A 25,698-nucleotide genomic window follows, 5' to 3' on the forward strand; every position below is an offset into this window, starting at 1 on the left:
GGTCTGATTATGCAGCATGAAATCACAAAAGCCGCTCCTCTGCTGAATCAGCAGGGCCATTTAAATGAACCTGGTTACGCAAAATCTCTGCTTCCTGTTTACGACAGGTCGGCAATCAAAGCCCCTTCCTGGCGCATCAAAGAATGGGATTATTACTATATCGGCAATGATGACTATGGCATCGCGCTAACGATCGCTGATAATTCTTACATGGGTCTGGACAGTATCAGCCTCTTGGATTTCAGAATTCCCTGGCAGCAGACGACTAGTCCCATGTCCTTTTTTACCAGCGGCAAAGTAGGGTTTCCGTCCACTTCTGCATCTGGAAACGTGGCCCACGGCGGCAGACACCACGTCCTTTCCTTTCAAAAAGAAGGTTCAGCCAGAGTCCTGTCCTTCCGCATGGATAATTTCTGCAAAGGAAAACCAATAGAAGGGCGCCTGGAATTGACGGAGCCGCCAGGAGACTCCATGGTCATCGTCACTCCTTTTGCCGGAGCGCCTGATCACTTCTATCTCAATCAGAAGATCAACTGCATGACAGCAAAGGGCAGCGTTCACTTTGATGGACAGGAGTATATCTTTGATCCTGCGTCCTCCTTTGCCGTGCTGGACTGGGGCCGCGGCGTCTGGACCTACAAAAACACCTGGTACTGGGGCAGCGCTTCCGGGCTTGCAGACGGCGTGCCATTTGGATTTAACATCGGCTACGGCTTCGGCGATACCTCCGCCGCCACAGAAAACATGCTCTTTTATAATCACAAAGCCCACAAATTGGACCAAGTAACCTTTCACATTCCAACCGGGCAGGACGGTAAGGAGGACTATCTCAAGCCGTGGAGGTTCACCAGCAGTGATAGCCGCTTTGAAATGGACTTTGAACCAATTATCGATCGTCATGCAGATTCCAACGTCCTTCTCATTCGTTCCAATCAGCATCAGGTCTTCGGCAGATTCTCCGGCAAAGCCGTTCTCGACGACGGCACTGAAATACAGGTGAAAAATTTGATGGGTTTTGCTGAGAAAGTATATAATAAGTGGTAAAAAAAGAGAACTCGTCAAGAGTTCTCTTTTTTAAAGAAGTGTTTGATATATTCCTCCAATATACACATATAGTTCCGAATGGTTTCTGCTACCACATATTCCTCTGCCTTATGAAAATTCACTCCTTGCGGACCGAATAAAACCACTGGAATGCCGAGTTCCTTGTTCAGGATATTCCCGTCGCTGACGCTCTGATTAATGCGAAGCGAGGGGACAAAACCGCCCACTCGTCCTGCGGTCTGCACCAGCAGTTCCAAGTCTTTATTTTTCAAATCTACAGCATAGGATGGGTAGTAGGGGATTTCTCTGCTGATTTTGATTCTTCCTTCACCGACAGTTTGCTGATATAAATCCATAAGGTCTGTCATCAAGTCTGCTGCCGTTTCGCCGCTATCCAGCTGTTTATTCAATAAACAACTGCATCGATCCGGCACGCTGAGACTGTAACCTTCCCAAGGGCTCTCAATCTGTAATACGCAGTGCGACGCTCCCTTTTTCTGTTTATATAGGCTCCCATATCTTTCATCGACAGCTTGAATCAATTTTGCCATACAGGAAACTGCATTGATGCCGTTTTCTGGTGTCGCTCCATGGCATGTACTGCCGATCACCTCTATTCTGAACAGCGCTTTCCCTGTAGCACCAACGACGATATGATCGTAATGGGGCTCAGCAAAAATACCGAAGTCTGCGATTTGTTCCTGGTGCTCCTGCGTCCAGTTTACATACTCAATTGCGCCTATGGAATGGCGTTCCTCGTCACATAAGCAGACTATTTCTATCTCTCCCTGAAAGGGAACCCCCTCATCGAGGAGTTTCTTGAGTACGGTAATCTGTGCAGCTAACCCACCTTTCATATCTCCGCAGCCCAATCCGTAATATCGGCCTTCCTCTTCTCTAGCAATGAGTGGATTGTCAGCCCATCCTTTGTCAGGTTTTACTGTATCCATATGACCACCCAAGAGAAGTTTTCTCCGTGGCGCTCCCTGTCCCTGTAGTTTTGCAATGACGTTATAACTATTCTCCCTCACCTGGTGAAGATGAGTTATAAGCCCCATCTCATGAAACAAGGTATCTAAGAAGCTGGCAATATCCTTCTCGTCTTGTGAATTACTAGGAATGGAAACCATTTTTTTCATCAAATCTATCGCAAAGTCAAAGTAGTCCATATTCTTTTCCCTTCTTATACTTTGGATAAACCTTCTGGTTATGTCTCAGACCGGTACGTATACTGGTCTCTGCATAAGCTACTGCCAACGTTGACGGATCATAGATTGTAATACCGTACTTCTTTCCGATTTCCTCTCCGAATGCCGCCATGCCCAGACATGCCAGCACCACCCCATCAATAGGTTCCTGTTCTATCGCTTCGCAGATCACTTTATCCAGATAGTCCTTCGTAACCTGCGGATTTCTCCTCAATTCTACTACCGGAATATTCAACGCTCTGACAGAGGTCATTTTATCCGCTAATCCACTGCCCTTCAGCCTGCGATAAGTTCTAGCTATATTGTCTTCTGTCGTCGTGATTACTGTAAAGCGGTTAGAAAGTGAGCCAGCCGCCGTCAGGGTCACCTCTCCCGGCCCAATAACCGGAATAGATACGTTCTCCCGCACAGCATCAATAGCCAAATCACTAAAGCAATAGATAATGATTCCATCAAAGCCCTCCTCCTCTGCTCTGATGCAGTCTTTAATCACTTCCGCAGCGGCCAGTACCTCATCAGTATGGGATTCAATGGCATCAGGTCCCCGTCTTATGCAATCCACTGAAATCTGTATTTCTTTAGAGACAGCATGGGAAAGCATCTCTTCCCGCGCTGTCAGAGTATTTCTATCCATCCCGCTGTTAGGGATAATGACCTTTATCTTTATCACTTTAGGTCACGCTCCTTTCTTGGATTTAGCAAAGTCTTTTGTCCAAATGCTGGTTTCTATACCGATTCGCTCAGAAACAAAGGGTTCACCCTCGGTATCCACGTAATCCTTCAGAGCTTTTAGTGCGATTTTCCCACCGATTAAAATGGTCGGCACGTTGATAAAGATAAACGTTACGTTGATCAAATCCGAAATGCTCCACATGTTTCCCAGTTCTAAGCCGGATAGCACACTGAGGCACCCAGCCGGTACCATGACAAAGACACTCATTATTCTGATTACTTTTGTCATCTTCGCACTGCCGGAAATTTTGCTGGCCGAAATCTCACAGAAGATGATACCGCCCAAAAGGGTTGTAAATCCAAAGAAGCCATAGGCCAAACACACGATGACAACAGCGGCGTTGTCGAAGGCGGTTCCCGGCATCAGAACTGCCACTGACTGCGTAAATACATCGATGATTGAATTGGAGATGGACTCCCAGTCATAAGCGGGATGAGACCATATTGCGCCCATCGTCACCATAAAACCCGTCATAGTACAGATAATAAACGTGTCCAGGAAAACTGCAATAGATTGGATAAAGCCTTGTTCACAAGGGTGGTCGTTATCAGCAGAGGCTGCCGCCATAGTGGTGGTACCCATACCGGCCTCATTAGAGAGCAGACCTCTTTTTATACCCTGAATTAATGCTACGCCGAACATACCGCCGAAGATAGCGTCTGGTCGAAAAGCACCTTTGAATACAGAAACAAAGAAAACCGGTAATTTGTCAATATTGACGACGACGATAAAGATAACTAATACAGAGTAGCCGATTGCCATGACGGGTACCATCTTGTCAGTCAGCTTTGTGACACGTTTGATGCCGCCGAAAATGACAATGGCAAGAGTAATGACGATTAAAACTGCCAGAGAATAGTACAGAACAGAAGTCCGCTCCGCCGGATGTCCTGTCAGAGTCGTAACAATAGTGCCCGCAGAGGTGAACAGGTGAAAGGTATGTACTGGCATACTGAGCATTCTATAGAGAATGAATGCAACACCAATTGCGACGCCGACCCAGTGGCGATTCTGATAAATCTTTTCCGCGTAATGAGTCAAGCCTCCTACATACTCGTCATTTTTCTGTTCCTTGAATATCTGTGACAGCGTCGCTTCAATAAAGGAGGTCGCCATACCCAGGAAAGCTGAAAACCACATCCAGAACAGCGCACCCGGTCCGCCGACAGCAATGGCTCCTGTAACACCTACGATATTTCCGGCGCCGATGCGCATTGCGGCAGACAACATGAACGAGGCAAAAGGGCTGACGCCGATTTCTGCAGTTTTTTTCTTTGTCAAAATTTTAATGCCTTTTTTGAAATAGCGAATCTGGACAAATTTTGATCGCAGCGTAAAGATGATTCCCGCCGAAAATAACATGATTACGGGAAGTGTGAACTGTCCTAAAATTGGAATATTGCTCCACCAGCCGTATTGGGTAGGAAAGGCCCACAGGTAGTTGCTGATTGCCAGAAAATTTCCAAAGAAATCGTTGACGATACTTAATACATGTTCCATTTGTAACTCCTTTCTTCATTCTTTACAGAAGCACCTTTTTGTACACTTTGCCAAAATCAATTACCGTCTTCAGCCCGTCTGTAATTCTATTTTTATTTCTTACTACTAACGTTTCAATTAATCCGTACTCCAGAGATGAGGGTTCCAGCTTATCTAACTGTTTGATTTCCGCAAGGAGTGGGATCGGTTCTGTTAAATTTGTGTGCCCATAACGGTCCTGGTCAAATTTTGATCCATAAGTCTGAAAGATATTTGTCAAACTGCGGGATACAATCTTAACAAACTCATTGTAATCACTCCTTTTCGACGGAGCAAGGCTGGCGCTATTATTCTGAATCCCCAAGACCAGTTCTTTCGCCTCTTTTAGATTGGCCAGCACATCGGTAAAATCCACTTTTTCCTGATACGCCTCTGCCAGAGGATAAAGATTCTTTTCTATCTGATCAAACTTCCGTCTAAAATCGTAAGGCAATAGGTCGCTGTTGACGAAGTTGTAAACAAATTCAGCATGAATCAGCGTATCTTGATATAGAATCTGCGGATCGCACTTATCGATACCGTCTTCTTTAGTATGGTTCCACCATCCTAAGGTCGCTCCATGAGCTTTCTCCATATCCTCCTCCGTAAAGGAAATCCTCTGGCAAAGCGAGGGAATACCGATGCCCATAAAGCTTTGATCGCCAATCTTCTTCAAGGTCATGATTCGCAGGTTCTCCTCTTTCATCTGCTTTACGTTATTGCGAGCAAAGGAATAGAGTTCATCCGATGATTTAATCTCTAGCTTTTTTGTCAATGCCACGCCCGTGGAATCGATGTGCATGTACGCAATACACTTTTTATTCAGCAAATCCCAATAGTGATCTAAGAACCAGGTGGAGCCGGCTGCCTCTGCAATCTCATGTCCGTTCCAGAATACCACGTGAATATCGCGTTTGAGTTGTTCTCTGTGTCTGGTCAGCACCCGACAGAGTTCTAAAGTCGTCGCATTGCCTGTCGCATTGCAAGTCACACCTGGCTGCCATGCATCCAGGTGTGATGCAACCAACATAAATTCATCACTCTCGCCATTTCCTCGAATAATGCCATAAGGCTGCCGCACTTTTGACCACTTTCTATCGGCAATGGCAGTGACTTTTGCAATCACTTTTTCTCCCCTTTGGCATAATCCTTTGATGCGAAGACCAGCGTGCCTCGTAATCCCCACACCTATCAAATCGGGCATTTCTTTCAGAGATTGGGGTGTAGGGTTTCCCCATACAGATTTTAAGGCTCTATGGCAGATTACCTCTTCATCGTTCCCCCAGTTCATACACATTATCCCGGCAGCGCCCATCTGTGCAGCAATATAAGCCTTTTCCGGCACTGGCGGTGCATAGGAGACTTCCACAAGCACCATCTTGCCCCGAACATCCTTTCCCTCATAGGCAGAAATAGATCCGTCAGCTACATATACAATTTCAAAATCCCTGCCATCCTTTCCTGTCGATCGAATGTGTCCGCAAGGCAGACTGTCGATTTGAAACTTTTCAGGTGAAATAATCTCAACCTTCGACTCCATAGGGGTGCTGTTGTATGCATCAAACTCCAGCGTCTCTGCTTCCATGCCATAGGATTCCATGACATTCGTTACATACCGTGCAGCTTTTTCCTCCGTTTCGCTGCCCGAAAGTCTGTAGGGGAAATTCTCTGTCATGTAGTGAATCCTGTCCATCATTTGGTCCAGACTGATTTCTTCTAATATTTTTTTCAGATCTTCCATGTCTCCTCCTTTTACATGCTTAGTTTTTTGTTCTCTTGGTTACTTGGTCACCCAATTTGTACAAACATAATAGCACTCAAAGGTGCTATTTGTCAATTACATATTTGTTCTGATCATTAAACAGATGCTACTGCAACATATCCATCGTATCTTGAATATGTTGAAACATCAGTTGTTTTGCCGCCTCTGCGTCTCGTTCCCTAATTGCAGAAATAATTTGCTTATGAGAGTCAATTTCTTTTTTGGGATTATGTATATCCAGTACATCGTGAAATCTACTGTGCATCATATCTAAGATGCTGGATAAAACAATCTCCATTGTCTGTTCCATGAACAGACTTTTTGTTTTCTTCGCATAGAGTCTATGCAGTTCAAATTCTCCAACTGTACGCCTTGTCTCTTCAAATATTACTTCTAACTCTCTGCAGGCTTTTTCTAGGTCATCGATATCGTCTTCGCTGGCATTTCTAACAATCAGTTCTACAGCTTTCATTTCTAATACTTGTCTAACTTCGTAAGCCTCTATCATGGAGCATCTTTCTAAGTTTTTGCTAAGGCTTTCATATTTCGTTGTCATGTCACCCGCCTTGGGCATGACTCTCAAAAACCTACCTTTTCCCTGATGTGAATTGATAATGCCCCTGCTCTCTAGTACATGAAATGCTTCTCTAAGCACGTTTCTGCTGATGCCAAGCTTTTCGGTCAGCTCCCGTTCCGGTGGCAGCTTGTCTCCGGGCTGCAGCTGGCTTTCATCGATCAAAGTATATAAATCATTTACTACATCCTCATATAATAATGTCCTCGAGGGTCTTCCGCCAATATTCCTCAATCAAAATGCCTCCGTTGTTCTTATTTACAGAATTAATATACCATAAAACCTACCATTGTTCAAACATGTATATTCTTTTTTACCATTTCCTATCAATTAAAAAGAGAACTCATCCAAGTTCTCTTTTTATGTTGCTAAAAACGTGACATCAAGACCCGCCTCTGTTGGATGAGATTCATGCCAAAGAGCGGCGCCACTTCACTTTTATAACTCCATCAGTCCCTCGATGCCTGTAATGCCAAGTCCAGGCGCATCGGTGACAAAAAAATGCGGGATTTCTTTTTTAAAACCACCTTGTACGGGGTCTTCTGCCAACAGGATTGCCGCATCTAAGTCAACGCGGGTGATATTTTTCTTTGCTGCTGCTAGGTGTGCGGCAGCAGTGAGACTGACTTTACTCTCAATCATGCAGCCCAGCATGCACTCTACTCCATAGGTCTCAGCAATGCCAGCAATCTTCAAAGCATTATGAATTCCCGCACATTTCATCAGCTTGATATTGATCAGATCCACTGCCTCCATGTGAAGCAGCTCAATAGCATCTGCTGGCGAAAACATACTCTCATCAGCCATGATTCTGGTGCTTACATTGTCATGGACCTTCTTCAGTCCTGCAAAATCACGTGCTTTCACCGGCTGTTCCACGAATTCAATATCCAGGCCCAAGTCTTCAAATCTTCGGATAGTACGGATAGCTTCTTCGGGTGTCCAACCTTGATTTGCGTCTAGGCGCAATTTGATGTCTGGACCTGCAGCTTCCCGAATGGTTCTCACTCTCTCAATGTCCAAGTCAGAGTCGATACCCACCTTCAGCTTCAGAGCATGGAATCCCTGGCCAATCGCGGCAAGAGCGTCACGCCTCATCTCCTCCGGCTCGTTGATACTGATTGTCAAATCTGTTTCCAGATCTTTTCTATATCCGCCAAGCAGCTTATACAGCGGCTGCCCATAGTGCTTGCTCCACAGATCGTAGACTGCCATATCGCAGGCAGCTTTTGGACTAGTATTTCCTTCAACGGAATGCTGCAGGCGGTACATGACTTCGTCCAAGTTTTCGATGTCAAGCCCTGTAATTGCTGGAGCAATAAACTCTTTGATGGCAGAAGTAATCGTCTCATTGGTGTCGCCGGTAATTGCTGCAGTGGGCGGGGCTTCTCCATAACCCCGAGTCCCATCGTCAGCAGTCATTACTACGATAATGTTCTCCGCTGTATCCACCCTGCGCAGCGCTGTTTTAAACGGCTTTTTCAGGGGAATGCTGACACGCTTCAGCTCTACCGATTCTATTTTCATTTTGGTTTACTCCTCTTATGTAATATTTACATCATCAAATCTCTGCCTTCCAGCTTATCTTCATCTCTGTTGCTGAATACCTCATAACAGAAATAACCGATGACAAGCAAGAAGAATGCGAAGGATACCCATGCGTTATCGGTTCCAGAAATCCAAGTATCTACGCCCGTTCCGATGTAAATCAGGAAAGTTGCCAGTACACCCATCAAAGCATCGCCTGCAATATAGCCAGACGCATACATGGTGCCCTTCTCAATTTTCTTCGCTCTTGTACCTTCGCTGTAAGACTTCTTGCTGTCCACGATGCCTCTGATTGCGCCGCCGATCATCATGGTTACGCTGAGGTGAATCGGCAGATAAAGTCCTACGGAGAACGGCAGTACGGAACCGCCCATGAGCCATACGGCAACAGCGATACCCATGCCGATCAAAATCAGAGCCCAAGGCAGATTACCTGACATGACACCTTCTGCAAGAGACTTGATCATAGTAGCATGCGGTGCTGCCAAATCTTTGCTGCCGATAGTATAGACATTATTGAGCATGATGATGACTGCACCCATGACCAGAGCGGAAGTCAAAACGCCGATCATCTGGCCATACTGCTGCTTCTTTGGTGTAGCTCCTAAGAGAAAACCTGTCTTTAAATCCTGTGCCATATCACCGGAGACGCCGATGGCGATGCAGATAATTGACCCTACAACGACTGTCGCGATTGTACCGCTGGTTCCGTTAAAGCCCATGGTTCTGAACAAAATGGCAGTTACTAACAAGCCGCCAATAGCCATTGCCACAATTGGGTTGGAGGAACTACCCACATAGCCTACCAGGTGAGCTGATACGGCCACGAAGATAAATCCAAATATCAAGACCAGAATTGCACCGATGCTTCCAGCCAGGACACTTGGGAATACTGGCAAAAATGCGATGATAGCGAGAATCACGATGATACCGATGACCAGAACATTTTTAGCGATGTTTCTGTCAGTTCTCTTTACTTCACTTTCCTTCAGCTTGTAAGCTGCAAAGGTGCCTTTAAAGGATTTGTAGATAATCGGAGCTGCTTTGAACAGGCTGATAAAGCCGCCCATGACAACAGACCCTATACCGATATACTTCAAGTAATAAGTCCACAGATCCCAGTGATCTAACTGAGAGATCGGCAGATCAGCCAGGCCAATCGCCTCTGGCGCATACTGTCCGATAAAGTAAATGGTAGGCAGAATGACAAACCAGCCGATAACAGAACCGGCCAGGGACATGGCTGCAATTCTCGGTCCAACTAGGAAACCTGCGCCCAGAAGGGACGGATAGACGTCAAGTCCTACGCTGCCTCCTTTGAGCAAGCCTTTAAATGGCACGTCAAGCTCCTCTGGAAAAATACATAGCCCATTGGTGAGGAATTTAAAGCCCGCACCGATTCCCAATGATTTAAAGAGCATCTTCGACGTGGTTCCGCCTTCTTTACCAGCTACCACGACTTCTGCACAAGCGGTTCCTTCTGGGTACGGCAGTTTGCCGTGTTCGTCCTTTATCAGGAACTTGCGCAGAGGCACCATCAGCAGACATCCTAGCAGCCCGCCCAGTGCTGAAATAGCAAAAATTGTAACGATTTTGATGTCCAGATTCATCAAAAGCAGCGCCGGCAGGGTAAATGCGACACCTGCCGCCAAAGCTTCTCCGGATGATCCCACAGTCTGAATGATGTTGTTCTCCAGCACCGTTCCGTTCTTGAAGCACTTCAGCGCTGCCATACCGATGACCGCCGCCGGAATCGATGCACAGATGGTCATACCGATTTTCATCGCCAAGTATGCGTTAGCCGCTCCAAAAAGACAGGCCAAAATGCATCCGATCACAATGGCACGCACGGTAAATTCTTTTATGTTCTCTGTAGCAGGAACATATGGCTGATACTCATCTCCGCTGACGTTTGCGGAAAAGTTCGCCGTTCTTTTGGTTTCCTTGTTTTCCATTTTGTACCTCCTAATGGCGCTTGCCACAATTTCTGCAAGAAATTGGTGGAAGGCCTTATGCTTTAGCGTCCCGCAAACAGTGCGAGCGGCAAGACGCTAGTCGTATAATGGCGCTTGCCACAATTTCTGTAAGGAATTGATGGAAGGCCTTATGCTTTAAATCCCCAAGAGTGCGAGCGCTTTGTGCGAACCACGATTGGAGGGATTTAGTCGTATATAATTACTTACCTTGGAAATAGTCGAAGACCAGCTTTGAAGTCTCTGCTAAGACTTTACGGCCGCAGTTGTTATCGCCCGTTTCCCAGGAAAAAAATACGTAAATATAATTTCGCTTTTCTGTGTAGACGATAGCAATATCGTGGTCCAACGCGTCCAACTCTCCGCTTTTGCGGGCAATGACAAGTTCATCAGGCAAATCACGACGCATGGCTTCCTCATCAGCTTGGCCCTTCATAATGTCGAGCATTTGCGCATCAAAGGGCTGTCCCAGCAGGCTTCCCTGATATAAGCGTTCAAGCAGGCTAGTCATATCCATTACAGAAGTATAATTCTGTCTTCCCTCTTCTGCGGCTGCAAAATCCATCATCTTTCTCTGAATGACAGAGGTCCTGCATCCGATTTGCTGCATCAGTTCATTAAGAGATGCCATACCGAAATAATCCACAAGCACGTTGGTTGCTGTATTATCGCTGTAAACCACCATCAGGCGCAGCAGCTCTTCCAGACTGTAAAGTCTCGGCCGCAAAAACTGCAAAACGCTGAAATCTACCAGGTCTTCCTTCTTGACCGCTATCTCTTTGTCCAAAGTGAGAGAACCGATTTTGATGCATCGGAACGCTTCAACAAGAATGTACATCTTAATTAAGCTGGCAGACGGGACTTTTAAACACTCATTGTGGCATAAAGTTTCTCCGTCTGACAGGTCTTTGATCAGAAAAGCACCCTGTACGTTCTCTTTTTTTAGATATGCAATCAATTGCTCTTTTAACATGTTATACCTCCACTGTGATAAAGCGTTGCTAGAAACAAAAAAGCGGCTGCGCCACTCCGCTAGGGAACCCTAGGTTCCCTTCGGCGCTTGCTACGCAAGCTGAGCACCCTCCTGAGGGCGGCGAGGGGTCCCCTCTGCACACCCCTTTTTGTTTAGTAGGAAATCGATATTTCCTATTAAACAAAAAAACAGCACAAAACAAAGCGAAAAGACTCTTTGTTTCATGCTGGATTTCATTCGTGGTATCGCAGTCTTGGTTATCGACTGCAACTAAACTGAATAAAGCAGCTTAGAGATAATATTCTTCTTTCACTAACTGATATTTCTTGACCGCATCTTTGTAAGCCGTAATAATCGCTTTCTGGGATGAACCGAAATATCTGCGCTTAACCGTCTCGATCAGCTTCTCGTCATAACGACCCAAAGTACCGCCGCTGAATATATCTTTGACGAACCTGTTGGTAATGTCAATGGTTGCGGTGCATTCCAAATCAACAATGCGGTCGTCCCTGGTATCCACAACAAATCCGATAAAGAAAATATTGAATCTGCTAGTTATGGCGTTATCACAGCTGGTCTTTCCGTGACCGATGACGTACACTGTGTTCTCATCATACATCGCAGTCATTCTCCTATTCTATGCGCAAAGTTGTTACATACTATTTATACATAATATAGCATAGATATTGTTTATTGTCTACAAAATGCGACAAAATTAGCCGTGTATACTTACCGGGACCCACTCCCTGCCAGCTGGCACATGGCTCTGGCAATCATACCGGCATCCATCATCAGCTCGTCGACGGTGATAAACTCGTCTGTTTCATGAATTCGGTTCTGGCAGCCGGGGAAGATCGGTCCAAAAGCCACTGTATTTGGCAGTGCCTTCGCATAAGTGCCTCCTCCGATGGCAATCGGTTCACAGCGTTCTCCTGTTTCCACTTCATAGACCTCTTGCAGAGTCTCTACTAATGGATGATCTTTGGGCATGTACAGGCCCGGTTTATTTTTCACAACTTCAACTAGAATAGAGGCCTTTGCTCCCGCCTCCTTCATTTTCTGCAGAGGCACTTCTGCGTCTAGGGATGCTGGAAAGCGGCAGTCCAAAGTCAACTGTATTTTTTCTTCATCTCCATGGAGCAGCCCAGTATTAAACGTACTGCTGCCCAATTCTCTGTCATTACAGTAGATATCAAAGCCGCTGCCATCCGAGCTGTCATACAGATGCTCCATATAGAATGCAGCAAAGGCTTTCAGCGTTTCCGAACATTCAGCAAAACAGCAATGTTGCGTTAACTTCTTCATTAAATCGTCAATGGCATTTTCACCGATTTCGGGGGCACTTCCATGGGCGGCCATACCTTTTCCCTGCAGATGAATCTGTTCCTCACCTCTTTGGAGAAGCAGCTGCGCACTGTCAGGCACTTGGTTCACCACGTTTCCTCCCTTCGCCATTGCCAAGGTCCACTTTGTTGAATCTGCCTGCAGGTTTCGGGTCAGTTTAAGATTGACCAGCCGTTTTTCAGAAAAGATAACTGGGTAATCTGCGTCCGGGGTAAATGCCATAACCGGTAGTTCTTCTGTCTCTTTATATCTGATCATATCGTGGCTGCCCGATTCTTCATCTGTTCCAAAGATGATACGGATTCTGCGTTTCAATTTGATACCGGCATCCTTTATTGCCTTCAGCGCAAAGAGGGAAGCGATGAGCGGACCCTTGTCATCGGTAGTTCCTCGTCCGAATATTTTTCCGTCTGCTACCCGTCCTTCAAAAGGAGGATAGGTCCACCCATCGCCTTCTGGCACAATATCAAGATGTCCGAGAACGGCGATCATCTCGTCGCCCTCTCCATATTCCGCATAACCTACGTGTCCATCTATATTAGCAATCCGAAATCCCATTTCTGCTGCCAAGTTCAACATATATTCCAAAGCGCGGTACACTTCCCTGCCGTAGGGCATTCCCGGCTCAGCTTTGCTTTTGACACTTCTGATTGCAATACACGCTTGTAGTTTTTCGATCATCTTCTGCTGGTCAATATATTCTTCTAACATATTTCTAGTCCCCCAACTAGTCAAGATTAAATGTCGTCCACAGTAGACGACCATTTGTAGTATACATTCTTAGGTATTAAAAACGGACACGACAAAAATGTCATGCCCGGCCTCATTTACGTTGAACTGCTGTACGCGTCTAAATAAATAAGTGTTCAGCAACTTTGTTATGAACTCATTATAACAGGTGCCTTCCTCTGAATTTAGATTCGGGGCACATGCTTCAATGAGTTCTACCTTGCGGCTACGCCGTAGGATCATGAACTCATTATAACAGGTGTATTCCTCTGAATTTAGATTCGGGGGAACATGCTTCAATGAGTTCTACCTTGCGGCTACGCCGTAAGATCATGAACTCATTATAATACCAATTGTCCAAATTGTCTATCTTTTTTCCTAAATATCAAGATTAACCGCAGCGACGCCTTTTTTCTTCGTATAGATTCTTGATACGATGTAGATTGCCAGATAGCACGGCGCGCAGACGTAAATAGCCACTGCCTCGTTCGGATCAAGCAATGTAACGACCAGCATTGCTGCAAAGGCCAAGACCCCCAGAATCGGAACCAGCGGGCAAGAAGCCACCTTAAAGTTCAGGTCTTCCAACCGACCGCCTTCTGCCAGATATCTCTTTCTAAATCTGTATTGACAGATGCAGATGACGGAATACATGAAAATATTGCCTCCTCCAATGAAGTAAACAAGGAACAGATAGACAGTATCTTGGGCAACAAATTCTGCAATGATCCCAACCATTGCAAAGAGCATACTGATGGTCAACGCAACCACAGGAACGCCGCTTTTGCTGGTCTTCGCACAGATTTTTGGCGCTTGCTGGAACTTCGCCATGGACCACAGATATCTGCTGCAGGCATAGACAAAATAGTTGCCGGACGTCAGAGCGGAAGTCAATACGATTACATTTACAATAAGCGCCGCGCTTTTTAGCCCTGCGTTTCTGAAGACATAAACAAAGGGGCTGCCTAGCACTGACGCCTGGTCCCAAGGAAGAAGGGCCGCAACAATGGCAATACTCAATACCGTCGCTGCAATCAAAATCACGATTGTCAAATTGATTGCCTTAGGCATATCCTTTTCGTTTTCAATTTCGCCTGCAGTAGATGCTACCATCTCCGTTCCTGCATATGCGTAAAATGATGTCAAAATGACTGCGCCGATTCCCGCAATACCCATGGGAAAGAGTCCGCCATTTCCCGTATAATTCCTTAACCCTACGGCTTCTCCGCCAGCAGCGCCGAATATCATCGCAATGCCGATGATGATAAATACGACCACTAGAACCATCTTTAAGCTGGATACCCAGAAAGAGATATTACCAAATGCTTTCGCATTAAAGAAATTAACACCGAACAATAATAAAGAAAATACGACAATCCATAACCAAGTCGGCGTGCCTGGTATGATATCCTGCATAATAATCGCAGCCGCAACAATCTGCGCAGTAATCGTAGCCGCAGCGCCAATCCAGTTGACCCATCCGATGGTAAAACCCATGGCCGGTCCGATAAATTCCGTAGAATATGCCTGCAGGCTTCCCGAAACAGGCATAGCTGCCGACATCTCCCCCAGGCAAGACGTCATCAGCCATGCGATAAAGCCGCCAATTAGGTATGCGACAATCGCTCCGCCCGGCCCGGCACTGGAGATAACATCTCCAGAACTTAAGAATAAACCCGTGCCGATCGTGCTGCCTACGCCAACCATAATAGCCGCTTTTGTTTTCATCGTGCGCTTGAGCCCTGTGCTGGCCTCCATGACCCTCTCTACTGAAGTCCTTTTCTCGTTCATTTTTTTCACCTCCTGAAAAACAGTTGTTTCTTTGCAATAAGTAAGGTGTAAAAGTCGTGTCACAATCCGGCTGTGAATTTTCAAATTCCGGTCATGAACATTCGCCCAACCATCAGGTCTCTGACATCTTTAGCTGTATACTCTACGAGGTTGCTGGCAATCAGCTTTGCGCCGGGATACCAGGACGCATTTCTCGCATTTTGATGTTCTTTAAAGTGAATCTGCAGGCTGTACTGTTCTTCTAGTGGAATCAAATCCGGCTCTTGCTGCAACGCTGTTTTGACCCCTTCCCTAATCTGCTCCAGGGCATCCTGCGGGTGGAGGTTCCATGTGGAATTACCTGTGCATGCCTTGGTTGCAACTGTGACAATTGCCGGACAAACTTCTTTGCCATGGGCACAAATACCCTCGTCTCCAGAGAGGAAAACTGATGGTACCCCATAGTATGCCGCCCAAAGGGCATTCATAGAAAACTCTGATGCCAGCGTTCCGTTAATTTTCATCCAATTGAACAATTCGTGTTCAATGGTATGTGCCAAAGGGCTGCTGTTTGTGCCTTCCGCACTGTGATAGCCAATGTACAGACAGGCATCAAAAGTCCCGTCCAAACCGCCCATCATAGCTTCTGGTGAAGTTCTCCAGCCTCTAATCAGCTGTACGCCCCTAGGCAGCTGCCATGGGTCCAGATTGAGCGCATCCTCATGGCCGTCTTTGACTACAACCTCATAGCCCAGTTCTAGCGCCGCATCGCAAGTGGCTTTTACCTCAAGGTTCATCTGTCTGCAAGCCTCTTCATAACCCTGACCGCCATATTTTGTTTCACTCCAGGCCGTCACACCCGTTACCCCTTCAATATCTGCACTGATAAATACCTTCATTGCTTCACCTCCTGTTTCACATATAAAATATAATAAGCAACTTCTATGCCATCTAAATATACGCCAAAAAAGAATGCCTCCCGGTTTCTCTGCACAGGAATACTGCACAAAGAATGGGGATGCAATGAGATATAACAGGATAAATCTCGTTCCACTATACAAGGTACATTCTTTGATATTTCATCAATATCGACTTCATCACTATTTCCTACATAATAAAAAACGCCTCTGAACGGGTCAGAAGCGGCGAGCCTTTAATGTCGTTCCAGCACGGTAGAAAACACCACCTGCGTCTCCGTCTTGCCAAAGGCTTGCAGTTTGCCTAAAAATTCATCCAGCAGCGTCGTGCTGGAAAAGGTTGCCTTGAGTATCATAGAGTAGGGCCCCGTGATATGATTACACTCTAAAACACATTTCTGCAATCTGATAAATTCGTAGAACTTCTGACTGTCTTCCGGCTCCACGGTAATCATAATAAAGGCTTTGATACCGTAACCCAGTTTTTCCATATCTAAATCCGCATGATATCCTTTGATAAATCCGTCCTGCTCCAGTTTCTCAATTCTGGCAGAAACTGCCGGCGTGGTCAGATAGACTTCTGCCGACAATTCCTTAAGCGGCATCCTGGCGTTTTTCTTCAGTTGATTTAAGATCTTAATATCTACTTCATCTAAGGTTCTCATAATATCCCCCGCCTTTTTCAAGATTACCTTAAATATACCATATCGGGTAGAAAAACAAAACCCCCAGTAAACATTTGCCGCCCAGTCTCCTTTTAGACTGGATAGGCCTTGTTCTCATAGTCACAGCAATCTGGATTGATACCCTTCAGCCTCGCTGCCCTGCGTTTAAAAAAGTCAGCAGCTACCTGAGGGAACAAGGCATAAGACAAGACGTCTTCTTCCTGCTCTTTAAAACCTGCCAATGCCTTCGCAAGGGTTTCAAGCTCTGGTGCAAGCAAGTCGGCTGGCCTGCAGGTAATCGGCAGCTCTTCGCCAATGGCTTTTTTCTGTATTTCCCTGTTAAACGGTTTTACCGTGCGGCCGTAGTCACCATGCAGGATGCGCTTTGTCTCTTGAGACATCACCTGATATCTTTCTCCAGTCAAAACGTTGAGCACAGCCTGCGTTCCAATAATCTGCGAGGAAGGCGTTACCAGCGGCGGTTCTCCCAGGTCTTCTCTCACCTGGGGAATTTCCTCCAGCACTTCATAGAATTTCTCTATGGCATTTTGTTCCTTCAATTGGGAAATCAAATTTGAGAGCATACCTCCTGGAACCTGGTACAAAAGCGTCTTCACATCGATCCCCAGCATCTTTGGATCCAAGGTGCCGTCAGCCAAAAACCGATCTCTGATTGGCTTAAAGTGGCTGGCAATTTCAGCAAGGGTACTTTGCTCCAATCCCGTTTCAAAAGGCGTTCCTCTAAAGGTCTCTGCCATGACCTCCGTCGAAGGCTGGCTGGTTCCCATGGAAAATGGCGAAATTGCCGTATCAATGCGATCACAGCCAGCTTCTACACCTCTGACATAGGTAATGGGCGCAATTCCGCTAGTGCAGTGACTGTGTAATTGAATCGGAAGCCTGACCGCCTCTTTTAGTGCGGGTATCAGCTTCGAAACGGCATCAGGAGTCAGAATTCCCGCCATATCTTTAATGCAGAGGGAATCGGCCCCCATGTCCTCCATCTCTACCGCCAGCTGCTTCCAGTAATCTAAAGTATAGGCGCTGCCAGTAGTATATGCCATTGCCAGCTGTACCTCAGCGCCTTCTCTCTTGGCAGCGCGGACAGCAGTCTGTACATTTCGTAAATCATTAAAAGCGTCAAAGATGCGCAATATATCGATACCGCCGGCAATAGACTTCTGCACAAAGTATTCCACTACGTCGTCGGCATAATGTCTGTATCCCAGCAAATTTTGTCCGCGAAGCAGCATCTGCAGCTTTGTGTTTTTTATATGCCTGCGCAGTTTGCGCAAACGGTCCCAAGGATCTTCTTCCAGAAAACGCAGAGAAGCGTCAAAAGTGGCGCCGCCCCAGCACTCGATGGAATAGTATCCGGCCTGATCCATCTGTTTAAGTATGGGCAGCATATCTTCCGTTCTCATGCGAGTCGCTGCCAAAGACTGGTGCCCGTCTCTCAGCACCGTCTCCGTAATTTCTATCTTTTTCATATTTAATCTCCTATCATACGTCGAAAATGGCCATAAAGACACCTGCCGCCACGGCAGTTCCAATAACGCCAGCCACATTAGGTCCCATAGCATGCATCAAGAGGAAGTTGGTTGGATCTGCCTTTGCTCCGACCTTCTGCGATACTCTTGCCGCCATCGGCACTGCGGACACCCCCGCCGAACCGATTAACGGATTGATTTTGCCGCCGGATAATTTGCACATCAGTTTTCCAAACAAAACGCCCGCGGCTGTACCAAAGCAGAAGGCGGCAAGTCCCAAGATGACGATTTTGATCGTGGACCAGTTGAGAAAGGCCTCTGCACTGGTAGTAGCGCCAACGGAGGTTCCTAAAAGAATGACGACGATGTACATCAGCGCATTGGATGCAGTTTCTGTCAGCTGCCTTACGACGCCGCTTTCGCGAAACAGATTGCCTAACATCAGCATGCCCACCAGTGGCGTGGTTGACGGCAGCAGAGCGCAGACGATAATCGTGACAATGATGGGAAAGAGAATTCTCTCCCTCTTGGAAACCGGCCGCAGCTGCTCCATTTTAATCTGCCGTTCTTCCTTCGTAGTCAATGCTTTCATAATAGGGGGCTGGATAATCGGTACCAGCGACATATAGGAGTAAGCCGCTACGGCGATAGGCCCCATGATGTCGGTCTGATGTAATTTCATGGCCAGATAAATAGACGTGGGTCCGTCGGCTCCGCCGATGATAGCAATGGCTGCCGCCGCCATGTCATTGAAGCCAATTAACATGGCAATGATATAGGCGCCAAAAATGCCAAACTGAGCGGCTGCTCCCAAAAGAAAGCTTTTAGGGTTAGCTATCAGGGGACCAAAGTCAGTCAACGCACCGACTCCCAGAAAAATCAGAGAAGGTAAAATCGTCCATTCGTCTAACAGATAGAAATAATGGAGCAGACCGCCGTCTTCCATAATAGGCGGGTATACATTGACAAGGAGCATGCCAAAAGATATCGGCAAAAGCAGGAGCGGTTCATACTGCTTGCCAATTGCCAGATATAAAAAACCGCAGGCTACAACAATCATAATTACGTTGCCGAAGCTCAGATTAAAGAAGGCCGTCTGTTTCAACAAATTCTCAATGGTATTTACAACGTATTCCATTCTTTTCCCCCGTTAAGCTGTAACTAGCTTTCCCTCATAGGCGACAACGGCTGCCGGCTGTCCTGCTTCGACACTGTCACCTTCAGCAGCCAGTATTGTTTCTATGGTTCCGTCAAAGGGAGAGACAATTGGAATTTCCATCTTCATGGCCTCCAAAATCATGATAGTATCGCCCTTTTTTACCTGCGCGCCCTCTGTCTGCACAACTTTCCAAACCTTGCCTGATGTACCGCAGGTGACCTCCTGTCCCGACGGCATCTTTGATGATGGCGGTTTTTGTACCGGTTTGATGTCTTGCACCGTCTGCTCGCCTTGCTTCTCTACTTCTACTTCATAGGTTTTGCCGTTCACCCTAACAATATAAGTCTCCATTTTCGCCTCCTTTATCTGCGCTTAATTGATCTGACAACATATGGATACGCCTCGTCTTCCGTATCAGCCTCTTTCTTCGAAGCCGCCAGCACTGCCGCGATGATTGCCGGAAATAGTTCCGCATCTGCAGCCTCCGGTTCCGTTTCTGGTGTGGGAGCGGTCTTCTCGGGAATGTACTTAAATAAAAATATGATTGCGCTGATTAGAATCAGCATGACGAAAACCGTTCCCATACCCAGACAAGTATTAACTGCCGCTCTTGATAAGATCTCACCAAAGGTCATTATGACACCTCCCCGCATCTGCCAATGTCTCAAAAGCCCCAAGTATAAATTTTCTACTCTCCTCTGGTTTGATAATTTTGTCAACATAACCGTGTCTGGCCAAAGCCATTGGACTGCAATGAGTCTTCCTATAGTCCTCTGCCCTCTTTTGTAAGAATGCCAGTTCCCCTTGGGGATAAAGAATTTCTACAGCCTGCAAGGATTCAATCAGGCCCGCAGCTGCACAATCCCACATGAATACATAATCTGCCCCCACGCCTTTGCTGTTTAATATGCTATACGCACTTCCGAATATTTCCCCGGCAATGAGATTGATCTTTGGTACGGAAGCCGCAGTCAGCGCCTTTACCAGTCTTCCTGCCTGCAGTGATCCTTCAAATCCCTTAGCATCTGTCACCGTCAAAAGGGGAATATGAAGCTTTCCGCAAAGTTCAATAAAGGATGCCGCTTTCTCAAAACCCTCTGGCGAAATCTTGCCTTCACTGGCAATAGTCTGGGTTGCAATGCCGCCTACAACTGCACCGTTGAGACGCATAAATCCGATTACCATATCCCTGCCGCAGCATTGTTTTAATTCAAAGAAAAAATGCTCATCGGATAACTCGTTGAGAATCCCTCTGCCATCTCCCCGTTTTTTCTCCAGTTCCGATAACTGCCGATTTAAATCATCGCTGCAGGGTCTTTGTTCTGGATACTGACTGGTATTTGCCGGCAAGAGGTCAATCAAAGTGCGGATTTGATCTGCTAGGTGCACCGAATCAGAGAGAATAATATCGGCCATATCTGCTGCTACTGTCATTCCGCCGCTGCAGCCTCCACAGATTGCCATTATCTGCAGAATCTGCCGGGAGGCCTCCGCCTGCAGGGCATACAATTGACCAAATGCGTCCAGAGAATCCAGCCCTTCTTCTACGCGCAGACCACTGCAGTCTAAACAGCCAATCACCGGCGCTTTGGTTTTGATAGCTAGTCGATAAAGGTGATGAATCTTACGGCCATGCATTTCCCCAAATGAACCGCCCATCACTTCACCATCCTGGCTAAAGACGTATACCAGGCACCCGTCAATGGTTCCATATCCGGTTATGACACCATCCGAGGCCTCAACCTTCTCAGGCGTATAGAAATCTGTCCGCCGTGCGGTAATATGCTCGCCGATTTCCATAAAGCTGCCTGGGTCTAAAATTCGGCGAATTCTTTGAAGCGCTTTTGTTGTAGTACGCCGTTCCGTTGCGATCATCTTCTGTCCCCCATTCTTGTAATTTCGCTATCATTGTAAGCGGCCGCAGTACAGAGTACAAGCGCCAGCGGTAAGTTACTAATTATTTAAAGAATTATTATGCTCCACTTTAAATATGAAAAAATCCAGCGTCATATTATTTTATTTTAAAACTGTATTTCAGCAGCCAAAAGCAAAACGGCTTCCCTATTTTAGGAAAACCGTTTTGCTTTTGGTTCATTCAATTAATCTTGTAAAAGGATGGTTCATGCTGTCTGAAAACAGCATAGTAGGAGATACCATAACTTTTTATCATCTGGCTGACTTCCTCAAATCCCTCCCCCAGGCGTTCTGCCACATGAGCGTCAGAGCCAAAGGTGATGATTTCGCCGCCAAGTTCGGCATACCTTTTGATAATCTCCTTGTTGGGATTTATCATGTTCTTCGCCTTATATTTGGAAGTATTGCACTCAATTCCACGTCCAGTCGTAATCAGTTCCTTTAATATCTCGTCTATGATATCCCCGTATTTTGAATAGGAGAACGACTCTCTGGCACCGGGACCGTATCTGAGAACGAAATCCATATGTCCTGCCACATCAAAATGGCGAAACCCTTTTACGTTCTTCAGTTCCTCTTCAAAATACTGTCTGACTGCCGTCTCAATGTCCACATCTTCATAGTGACGTTTATCTTCCGCATCCATCTTGTGAAAAGTATGGGTTGAGCCGATGATAAAATCAAAGGGATATTTTGCTGCGTATTCATTGAGTTTCTCTGTGATATGAGGCTGGATGCCCAGCTCAATACCGATCAGCAATTCAATTTTGTCGCTATACTTTTCTTTCAGCGCTGTCAAATCCGCGACATAAGCCGCCGTCGTATCATCGTCTCCCACATCGTTCAGGAGAAATTTGAAGTAGTCCGGCGGAAACGGTGGCGCATCAAAATCCTGATGGTCTGTAATGCACAAACTCTCCATGCCCAGACTGATAGCCTTTTCTATCTGCGTCTCTACTGGCGTTACAGAATCGCTAGACCATCTCGTATGTACGTGCATATCTGGAATCATTTATTTTGCCTCCTCCATTGGAGCTGCTTCAGCAGTTTCTTTTTCTAACGGTTTAATACCAATGCCAGTTGCTGCATATACATAGGCGATTACCCATACCGCATAACTCATGAAGCAGTACGGCAGGTATTGAATGATAGGTACACCCAGAACTGATGGGTAGTAAACACCAGAACCAGACCAAGGAATAAATCCGGCTAAACCAGTTCCAAAGTCTTCCATCGTCCTCGACAGATTCAGCGTTGACAGACCCATTTCTTTGTATTTCTCGCTGTACATTTCGCCAGTGAGGATCAATGCCAATGAAGAACTTCCTCCGATGGCAACCAATACGATGACAGAGATAGAGGTCGCGAAAATCAGTCCAAATCTGGTCTTTACAGAAGTCAGCAGCTTCCCAAGGAGAACTTCAATTGCACCGATCTGTTCCATAATCCCTGCAAAGTAGAAGCAGATGTAGATCAGGATAAAGGACTTCAGCATGGATGCCAATCCTCCGCGGTTCAACAGAGCCATCGCATCGTCTCCTGCATTTGCTGCTGAGAATCCTGCTCTTGCGTTTTCTACCATCTCCAGGTTAAATCCATTGTAGAGAGCGGATACGCCGTCCTGCAGATCATACCCTTGATAGAAGATACCGATGAGCAGTGCGACAACAGCAGAAATCATCATCACAACAGTGGATGGTTTCTTTGTGATAGCACCGTATACGACAATGACCAACGGAATCAATACGATGATGTTCCAGTTGAAAGCAGCATCTAGTGTATCTAAGAGCTGCAGAGTGTTCTCCGGCAGGCCAGTACCGGTTGTCTTGGTACTGATTCCCATAATGATGTATATAATGACACCGACAACGGCTGCCGGTACAACAGTCTTTGACATATGTCTGATATGATCGAAGATATCATTTTTGGTAGACAATGCTGCCAGGATTGTCGTATCAGAAAGAGGTGACAGCTTGTCCCCGAAGATAGCGCCTGTATAGCATGCGCCTGCCACGGCTGCAATATTCACATTCGGCATTGCGGTGGCAATCCCCATCATGGCGATACCTGCTGTTGCAGCAGATCCCCAAGAAGTACCTGTACAGGTTGAAAAGATTGCGCAGAGGGCAAAAGCCGAAACTAATATCCATTTTTCGCTAACTAACTGTACGCCGTAGTAGATGAACATTGGGATGGTTCCTGAGTACATCCATGCACCCAGCAGGAATCCCACCGCCAGCAGTACAGAAAGCGCAGCTGTCGCGGATTTGATTTTTTCAGCTGTATACATCTCCATCTCCTGCCAGGAGTATCCGCAGCGCCAGCCGATAAATACGACGTAACACACAGCAATACCGATCAAAGCTGGAGCCGATAGATCAGCCAGTGAGCCGAAGAAGAAGATAACTAATAGTACAATGACTGCAGAAAGCGCTTCTAGCATATTGGGCTTTCTTTTTACTCTTGTTGGTTTTTCCTTTTGTTTCATTTGCGTTCTCCTTAAAAGTGGAATAAATAAGTCCTGTGTCCTAGGATAGCTAAATTGTAGCAATTTTCTTTCATTTGATGTTTTGATAAAACTCAAAATTTAGACCGCATTTTTTGTATTATTTGAAAATTTATATATTTTACAAAAAAAAATCCAGAAATTGAGTAATGCTACAAAGCAAAAAAGCGCGATAAACTTATATAATTTTGTTACAACATATAAAAGGTTAGGAGTTATGATATGTTTTATTTTATGATAGGCATCGGCCTAATCTTCGCTTATATAAACGGCATGCACGACGGCGGCACTGTCGTTGCCACGACCATCTCTTCCAGGCTGATTTCGCCGTCAAAAGCAGTCTTTATCGCCGGTGTTGCTAATTTTTTAGGCGCCATCGCCTTGGGAACTGCCGTCGCATATACAATCTCGGAAAACATCATTGATATCTCTCCCGTTCTATCAGGGCAGCCAGATACCTGTTACACCTTTGTCGCCGCAGCTTTTGTCGGAAGTATGGTCTGGAATGTCTTTACCTGGATTGTCAAACTACCCTCCAGCGCCTCTCACTCTATGATCGGATCCATGATTGGCAGCGGTATAGCTGCCTATGGGCTGGCATACATAGAATGGTATGCAATTTTTATCAAAGTCATCCTGGCGATGTTGGTTTCTCCAGTGGTCGGTTTCCTTTTTGGATATCTCTTTCTCAAACTGCAGAACCGTCTATTGAAAAATGCTACCATCGTATGGACTAAGCGAATTATGATCCTGCACAAACTGAGCAGTTTTTTTCTTGCATTCAGTTACGGCAGCAACGACTCACAAAAAGTCATGGGACTCATCGCCATCGGCCTCGCAGGTTTCTATTCTGCGGACGTTGAGATTCCTCTTTGGCTCATTCTTGCTTGCTCTGCTGCACTAGCCATCGGTACTATAACCGGAGGATACAACATGATTAAAACCGTCGGCATGGATATCTGCAAAATCGATATTCATAATTCCTTCGCCTCTCAGATGGCAACGATCTTTGTCGTGACCATTGCAAACTTGACGGGTTTGCCCATCAGCGCAACCCAGGTTATCACATCATCTGTCATGGGTGTAGGTACCAGCAACACTCCGAAAGCGGTCAACTGGGGTATAACAAAAAAAATCATCTTAGCATGGCTGATCACGATTCCGGCATCTGCCCTCATTGGCGCTGGAATCTTCTACGCCATGAAACAAATATAAGAAAGGAACGAACATGAAAAAGACGAAAAAAAAGAAAAATTTCTTTAAGAAAAAAGAGCGTCCTGATTTCTACCACATGCTCACAAGGCAGTGTGAAATCACTTCAAGGAGTATCTCTCTTTTATTAAAATATATCAGTACCGGCGATCTGCAGCTGGCAGAGCAGATAGAAAGCTGCGAAAAAAATGCAGATAAGATTCGGCGAGATCTGATCGATTACGTAGAAAACTCCTTTATCACACCCTTGGATCGTCACGATCTCTTCTCTGTATCCCGTGACATTGACGATATCACCGACAAGATCAAGGATTTAAAGGACTTTTTAATCTTTTTCAACTACACGCCCACTGAAAAGAATATTGAAATGGCGAAATTAATTGACTCCTCCATCTATTCTCTCACTTGTGCCATGAGCGAGTGGTCTGAGGACAGCATTGAGAACTTCTGGGATTACTTGGTCAAAGCGAAGAAAAACGAAAATCAAATTAAGCGGCTTTACTGGGAGAACATCAATGATCTGGACAAATACAAGGCGTCTCTGCGAGATATCATCATTATCAGAGAGTTTTCCAAGGACTTGAATAAGCTGGCTAATAAGGTCGGGCAGGCCGCAGACAGTATCAGCGATATCAAAATCAAATCAATTAAATAGAAAA

Annotated in this window: 23 protein-coding genes; 3 read left to right on the forward strand and 20 right to left on the reverse strand. The window is 46.0% G+C overall.

Annotation, left to right across the window (positions count from 1 at the left end):
• The first annotated feature begins 9 nt into the window (after positions 1–9).
• Complete coding sequence (locus tag ACMQ5W_RS12375; protein ID WP_419025431.1) at positions 10–1,044, forward strand: DUF2804 domain-containing protein; 1,035 nt, start codon at positions 10–12, stop codon at positions 1,042–1,044.
• A gap of 14 nt (positions 1,045–1,058) precedes the next feature.
• On the opposite strand, the gene ACMQ5W_RS12380 is transcribed toward ACMQ5W_RS12375, so the two are convergent.
• The 20 genes from ACMQ5W_RS12380 to nhaC form a co-directional block, all read right to left on the reverse strand.
• Entirely contained in the window at positions 1,059–2,213 is a 1,155-nt protein-coding gene (locus ACMQ5W_RS12380; RefSeq protein ID WP_419025432.1) for a M20 family metallopeptidase, read from the reverse strand.
• Positions 2,200–2,922: an aspartate/glutamate racemase family protein gene (locus tag ACMQ5W_RS12385; protein ID WP_419025433.1), complete on the reverse strand. Its 723-nt coding sequence runs from the start codon at positions 2,920–2,922 to the stop codon at positions 2,200–2,202. Before ACMQ5W_RS12385 ends, ACMQ5W_RS12380 begins: the two co-directional genes overlap by 14 nt.
• A gap of 6 nt (positions 2,923–2,928) precedes the next feature.
• Positions 2,929–4,485, reverse strand: a complete 1,557-nt coding sequence (locus ACMQ5W_RS12390) for an alanine/glycine:cation symporter family protein (protein WP_419025434.1) — start codon at positions 4,483–4,485, stop codon at positions 2,929–2,931.
• A 22-nt stretch (positions 4,486–4,507) separates the two neighbouring features.
• On the reverse strand, positions 4,508–6,244 hold the full coding sequence (locus ACMQ5W_RS12395) for a M28 family peptidase (protein WP_419025435.1): 1,737 nt from the start codon (positions 6,242–6,244) through the stop codon (positions 4,508–4,510).
• A gap of 127 nt (positions 6,245–6,371) precedes the next feature.
• Positions 6,372–7,073 (reverse strand): FadR/GntR family transcriptional regulator, encoded by a 702-nt coding sequence (locus ACMQ5W_RS12400; RefSeq protein ID WP_419025436.1) that lies wholly within the window; start codon positions 7,071–7,073, stop codon positions 6,372–6,374.
• 204 nt (positions 7,074–7,277) lie between these two features.
• Positions 7,278–8,366, reverse strand: coding sequence for a dipeptide epimerase (locus ACMQ5W_RS12405; protein WP_419025437.1), 1,089 nt, complete (start codon positions 8,364–8,366; stop codon positions 7,278–7,280).
• 26 nt (positions 8,367–8,392) lie between these two features.
• Positions 8,393–10,342: an OPT family oligopeptide transporter gene (locus tag ACMQ5W_RS12410; RefSeq protein ID WP_148494414.1), complete on the reverse strand. Its 1,950-nt coding sequence runs from the start codon at positions 10,340–10,342 to the stop codon at positions 8,393–8,395.
• 220 nt (positions 10,343–10,562) lie between these two features.
• A complete protein-coding gene (locus tag ACMQ5W_RS12415) occupies positions 10,563–11,333 on the reverse strand; it encodes a serine hydrolase (protein ID WP_419025438.1) in 771 nt (256 codons plus the stop codon).
• 289 nt (positions 11,334–11,622) lie between these two features.
• Entirely contained in the window at positions 11,623–11,952 is a 330-nt protein-coding gene (locus ACMQ5W_RS12420) for a DUF3870 domain-containing protein (RefSeq protein ID WP_148494418.1), read from the reverse strand.
• 110 nt (positions 11,953–12,062) lie between these two features.
• On the reverse strand, positions 12,063–13,388 hold the full coding sequence (locus tag ACMQ5W_RS12425) for a Sapep family Mn(2+)-dependent dipeptidase (RefSeq protein ID WP_419025439.1): 1,326 nt from the start codon (positions 13,386–13,388) through the stop codon (positions 12,063–12,065).
• A 396-nt stretch (positions 13,389–13,784) separates the two neighbouring features.
• Positions 13,785–15,197, reverse strand: coding sequence for an amino acid permease (locus ACMQ5W_RS12430; RefSeq protein ID WP_419025440.1), 1,413 nt, complete (start codon positions 15,195–15,197; stop codon positions 13,785–13,787).
• An 80-nt stretch (positions 15,198–15,277) separates the two neighbouring features.
• Complete coding sequence (locus ACMQ5W_RS12435; protein ID WP_419025441.1) at positions 15,278–16,075, reverse strand: M55 family metallopeptidase; 798 nt, start codon at positions 16,073–16,075, stop codon at positions 15,278–15,280.
• 254 nt (positions 16,076–16,329) lie between these two features.
• The gene (locus tag ACMQ5W_RS12440; protein WP_419025442.1) at positions 16,330–16,758 is read right to left on the reverse strand and encodes an Lrp/AsnC family transcriptional regulator; all 429 of its coding nucleotides are present in this window, start codon (positions 16,756–16,758) and stop codon (positions 16,330–16,332) included.
• A 92-nt stretch (positions 16,759–16,850) separates the two neighbouring features.
• Positions 16,851–18,248: an oxaloacetate decarboxylase subunit alpha gene (locus tag ACMQ5W_RS12445; RefSeq protein WP_419025443.1), complete on the reverse strand. Its 1,398-nt coding sequence runs from the start codon at positions 18,246–18,248 to the stop codon at positions 16,851–16,853.
• 13 nt (positions 18,249–18,261) lie between these two features.
• Positions 18,262–19,386: a sodium ion-translocating decarboxylase subunit beta gene (locus tag ACMQ5W_RS12450; protein WP_419025444.1), complete on the reverse strand. Its 1,125-nt coding sequence runs from the start codon at positions 19,384–19,386 to the stop codon at positions 18,262–18,264.
• Between the two features lie 12 nt (positions 19,387–19,398).
• Positions 19,399–19,758 carry a biotin/lipoyl-containing protein gene (locus tag ACMQ5W_RS12455; protein WP_419025445.1) on the reverse strand — a complete coding sequence of 120 codons (360 nt, stop codon included), beginning with the start codon at positions 19,756–19,758 and terminating at the stop codon, positions 19,399–19,401.
• 11 nt (positions 19,759–19,769) lie between these two features.
• Positions 19,770–20,042 carry an OadG family protein gene (locus ACMQ5W_RS12460; RefSeq protein ID WP_419025446.1) on the reverse strand — a complete coding sequence of 91 codons (273 nt, stop codon included), beginning with the start codon at positions 20,040–20,042 and terminating at the stop codon, positions 19,770–19,772.
• Complete coding sequence (locus ACMQ5W_RS12465; protein WP_419025447.1) at positions 20,029–21,282, reverse strand: carboxyl transferase domain-containing protein; 1,254 nt, start codon at positions 21,280–21,282, stop codon at positions 20,029–20,031. Before ACMQ5W_RS12465 ends, ACMQ5W_RS12460 begins: the two co-directional genes overlap by 14 nt.
• Before the next feature lie 220 nt (positions 21,283–21,502).
• Positions 21,503–22,333, reverse strand: coding sequence for a histidinol-phosphatase HisJ family protein (locus ACMQ5W_RS12470; protein ID WP_419025448.1), 831 nt, complete (start codon positions 22,331–22,333; stop codon positions 21,503–21,505).
• A complete protein-coding gene (gene nhaC / locus ACMQ5W_RS12475; RefSeq protein ID WP_419025449.1) occupies positions 22,334–23,809 on the reverse strand; it encodes a Na+/H+ antiporter NhaC in 1,476 nt (491 codons plus the stop codon).
• A 240-nt stretch (positions 23,810–24,049) separates the two neighbouring features.
• Here nhaC and ACMQ5W_RS12480 point away from each other — a divergent pair, with 240 nt between their 5' ends.
• Both ACMQ5W_RS12480 and ACMQ5W_RS12485 read left to right on the forward strand, forming a co-directional pair.
• Positions 24,050–25,042, forward strand: coding sequence for an inorganic phosphate transporter (locus ACMQ5W_RS12480; RefSeq protein ID WP_419025450.1), 993 nt, complete (start codon positions 24,050–24,052; stop codon positions 25,040–25,042).
• Positions 25,043–25,055: 13 nt separating this feature from the next.
• The gene (locus ACMQ5W_RS12485) at positions 25,056–25,694 is read left to right on the forward strand and encodes a DUF47 domain-containing protein (RefSeq protein WP_148494436.1); all 639 of its coding nucleotides are present in this window, start codon (positions 25,056–25,058) and stop codon (positions 25,692–25,694) included.
• Positions 25,695–25,698 lie beyond the last annotated feature (4 nt).

It is taken from the genome of Emergencia sp. (assembly GCF_048465375.1).
Taxonomy (GTDB): Bacteria; Bacillota; Clostridia; order Peptostreptococcales; family Anaerovoracaceae; genus Senimuribacter.